Origin of the sequence: Paraburkholderia sp. RL18-085-BIA-A (assembly GCF_046027075.1) — a bacterium.
Classification (GTDB): Bacteria; Pseudomonadota; Gammaproteobacteria; order Burkholderiales; family Burkholderiaceae; genus Paraburkholderia.
Genome location: NZ_JARESU010000319.1, coordinates 1 through 3,394 on the forward strand (window position 1 = coordinate 1; position 3,394 = coordinate 3,394).

Sequence of the window (3,394 nt, forward strand, 5' to 3'; positions counted from 1 at the left end):
ACCTGCCCTTGAATTCCTGACAGCGCGAGCGGCGGCAGTGGGCGTTCGTCGAAAATGCCTTGATTTTGCGCTTGTCGGCCTCTCCTCGAAGCCTGTCGGCCCTAGCATCGTTGCAAGGATCTGGCTCAAAGGTGCGCTGGGCGATCCGTATATCTTGAAGCCCATGGATGAATACGCGTGGAGCGCCGAATTCACCTGCTCAAGTCCATCGGGCAAATTGGCAAGCATGTTCGTGTTGCGGCTTGCTTCCACCGACAGATCCGGATCAGGACTAGGCGCGGCGTAGAAAAGCTGAGTAGTGACTCGGGCTGCCGCCAACGCGATAGCGACGCCACCGGCATCGGTGAGATCGGCCGCTACGGTCTGGGTGCCATCGACTGTCCGACGATCGAGTACGCCAAGGCATGTGCGAACGCGCTTGTCGCGACGCTGTGTCCATCTGGTTGTCCAACTGCAATGCGCGGTGATCAATGGTGATCTGGCGCCCAGGCTCACGGCCTATTGCGCGCGCATTGATTAGATACCGGAGAACGTCGCCCGCTTTCTCGAACTCCAGCAGCGATCGGCACAAGCGGAACCGCACCTTTTCAACAGTTCCTTCAGCGATCTGCGAGGAAGGGCGCTTGCCCTCCTTCGCAGATCATCGTAAGACCGCCGGATCGGCGACCGTGCACGCTCAGATCGATTGATTGAGCGCCGCGCGCTGAGTGCGACCGCGCCCGAGCACCGCGTATGTCGCGCCGCTTACCACCAGCCCGATCAGCGCTTCGCCGTATTCCGGTACCCACACGTGCACGATGACCGCCGCGATCGAACCCAGCGCCCATGCTGCGAATGCCTTGCCATGGAACGGTTCCGCGTCGTCGACTCGGCCCGCGTTGCCGAAGAACAACTGGTCCATGATCATCACGGCGCCAATCGGCGGCACGAACATGCCGAGCATGCTGAGCCAGTACGGGAACAGACTCCAGACGCCCGCAACCGCGGCCAGGCCGCCGATCAGGCCCAGTACCAGCGTCATCACGCGCATGCGGCTGCCGAACAGGTGGCTGTAGCCCACTGCGCCGTTATAGAGGCAGTGCGCGCAGACCGAACCCAGGTTGACAAACACGAATATCAGCGCCAGTACCGACACCACCGGCCCGTGGCCGCTCAGGAGCGGCAGGAAGTCACCGCCGTTCTGTGTCGGGTTGACCGCGGCGCCAGCCGCCACGACGACTGCGCCGAACAGAAAGGCAACGGAGTTGGCCACAGGGAAGGCAGAGAACGAAGCGATTACACCGTCCCGTCCATTTTTCGACCAACGCGTGAAGTCCGCCGTCATGGTGCCGGCGTCCGCGAAGGTTGCAATGACAAGCGTGACTGCGCTACCGAAGCTCATTGTCCTTGCGGTTCCGGTGTACGTCATGATGCTGGAAAGGCCGTGCTCTCCCGCGGCGAATCCCACGGCCACCAGACCCATGATAATAAAGAAGGGCACCGCGATCAGGCCGACGATGGAAAGCGCTTTGATGCCAAGGAACGTGATGAAGGTATAGAGCACCATCGCGAACACGATCACGGCTGTCGCGTTCCAGCCGAACGCGGTATGCACGGTTGCACCGGTCAACCCGGTCTGGAACGCGTACCACCCGACCACAACAGTTGAGAGAAAGCCGCTTGCGATGGCATAGCCCTTGGTGCCGAAAGTCGCCTTGGCCTGCATGCCGAAATTGAGCCCGGTGGAACCCGCGATATGACTGAGGGCGCCCACGTAGAGAAACAGCACGAAGTTGCCGATCAGGATGGCGAGCACGCCATGGATGAAACCCAGGTTCAGCGTAATGATGCCTCCGAACACTGCCTGCGTCAGAACCATCGGGAATCCAAACCATACGGCTGCTACTGACCTCAACGATTGTCGTCTGAGGAGCGGAACCGGTTCGTGTTCGAACTCTTCGGCAAGGCCGTTGTGTTGGGCGGTTGCAGCGCCAGGCGTGACAGACTGATTCATGCAATTCTCCTGAAGGGATCTTCGGGAAACATCAAGGTTCAGATATAAACGGCAGGACGACAAACATCAGGTTCCTGCGGCCGGATGTGCAATCAGGTTGGCGACGACCGGAGGCTGGACATGGCGCCACGGCTGCGCGGCTTCGAATGCGGCGGCGGCACGCAGCACGGTGGCGTCGGCGAGATGGCGGCCTATGATCTGCATGCCAACCGGCAAGCCGTCGCTCGTAAAACCGGCGGGTACGGATGCGGCTGGTTGACCGGTCATGTTTAGCGGGAACGTGAAGGCGAGCCATTGGGTCGTTGAGACCATCCGGCCATCGATTTTTTCCGGGCCCTGAATATGCACGGGGAAGGGCGGCACAGCGAGCGTCGGCGTCAGGATCAGGTCGTAGTCGCGCATAAAGCGCCACATCCTGTTGGTCACTTCCTTGCGCTTCAGGTTGGCGTTGGTGAAGTCCTCGGCGGTCCACGGATGCATGATCATTTCCACCAGATGCCGGGACATGCGGTCGCCATGCTGCTCGACGATTTTGCGCATGCCGACGAGGTCGGTCTCTTGCGCGACCAGCGCCCAGAAAGCCGCGAAGGGATCGGTGAAACCCGGATGCGCTATCTCGACCGTGCAGCCCAGTTCCTGTTCGAAGACCTTGACAGCCCGGCCAACCACCTCGCGCACTTCCGGGTCGACTGGTGCATAGCCCCAATCCGGGCTGTAGGCCACGCGCAAGCCCCGGATGCCGCCATGGAGCGCTTCCTTCCAGTCGAAGTCGGCGGCGGGAAGGGACAACCGGTCGCGCTCGTCGGGGCCTGAGATGACCGACAGCATCAGCGCTGCGTCTGCGACAGTGCGCGTGAGCGGACCAATGTGTTCGAGCGATTCCCAGCCCGAGAATCCCGGATACAGTTCGTCGCGGCAGCCCGGATAGAGCGGCACGCGTCCCATTGACGCCTTCATGCCGAAGATGCCGCTATGAGCGGCCGGGATGCGCACCGAACCGCCACCGTCGCTGCCGAGCGCGATCGGACACATGCCCGATACCACCGCCGCGGCCGAACCGGCGCTCGATCCTCCGGGGGTCATCGCCAGATTCCAGGGATTCCGGGTAGTTTCGAAAATCGGGTTATGGCCGACGCCGCTATAGCCGAACTCGGGTACGTTGGTCTTGCCGATGACGATCGCGCCAGCCTGCTTCATGCGTTCGACGGCAACATCGTCTTCGTCCGCGATAAAGTTCTCGTAGGCGGGCGCGCCGCCCGTCATGCGAATACCCGCAGCGGAGATGAGGTCCTTGATCCCGAACGGCACGCCAGCGAGCGGACCAGGATCGCCCCCTGCCATCACGATGCGCTCGACTGCCTCGGCCTGCTCGAGCGCGAGTTCCGGCGTGGCGGTACAAAA

3 protein-coding genes are annotated in these 3,394 nt (G+C 61.9%); 1 reads left to right on the forward strand and 2 read right to left on the reverse strand.

The genetic code is table 11. The features are described 5' to 3' along the window. A partial coding sequence (locus tag P0D89_RS51750; RefSeq protein ID WP_408370013.1) for a hypothetical protein occupies positions 1-286 on the forward strand: 286 nt, incomplete at its 5' end. Positions 287-676: 390 nt separating this feature from the next. Here the strand turns inward: P0D89_RS51750 and P0D89_RS51755 are convergent. Continuing rightward, positions 677-1,993, reverse strand: coding sequence for a cytosine permease (locus P0D89_RS51755; protein ID WP_408370016.1), 1,317 nt, complete (start codon positions 1,991-1,993; stop codon positions 677-679). A 66-nt stretch (positions 1,994-2,059) separates the two neighbouring features. Further along, positions 2,060-3,394: amidase (locus tag P0D89_RS51760; protein ID WP_408379436.1), on the reverse strand; the 1,335-nt coding region annotated here is incomplete at its 5' end.

What these genes read in the sequence shown, in the direction of transcription:
- P0D89_RS51755 (WP_408370016.1), bottom strand. Translation starts at nt 1,993, where the DNA reads ATGAATCAGTCTGTCACGCCTGGCGCTGCAACCGCCCAACACAACGGC.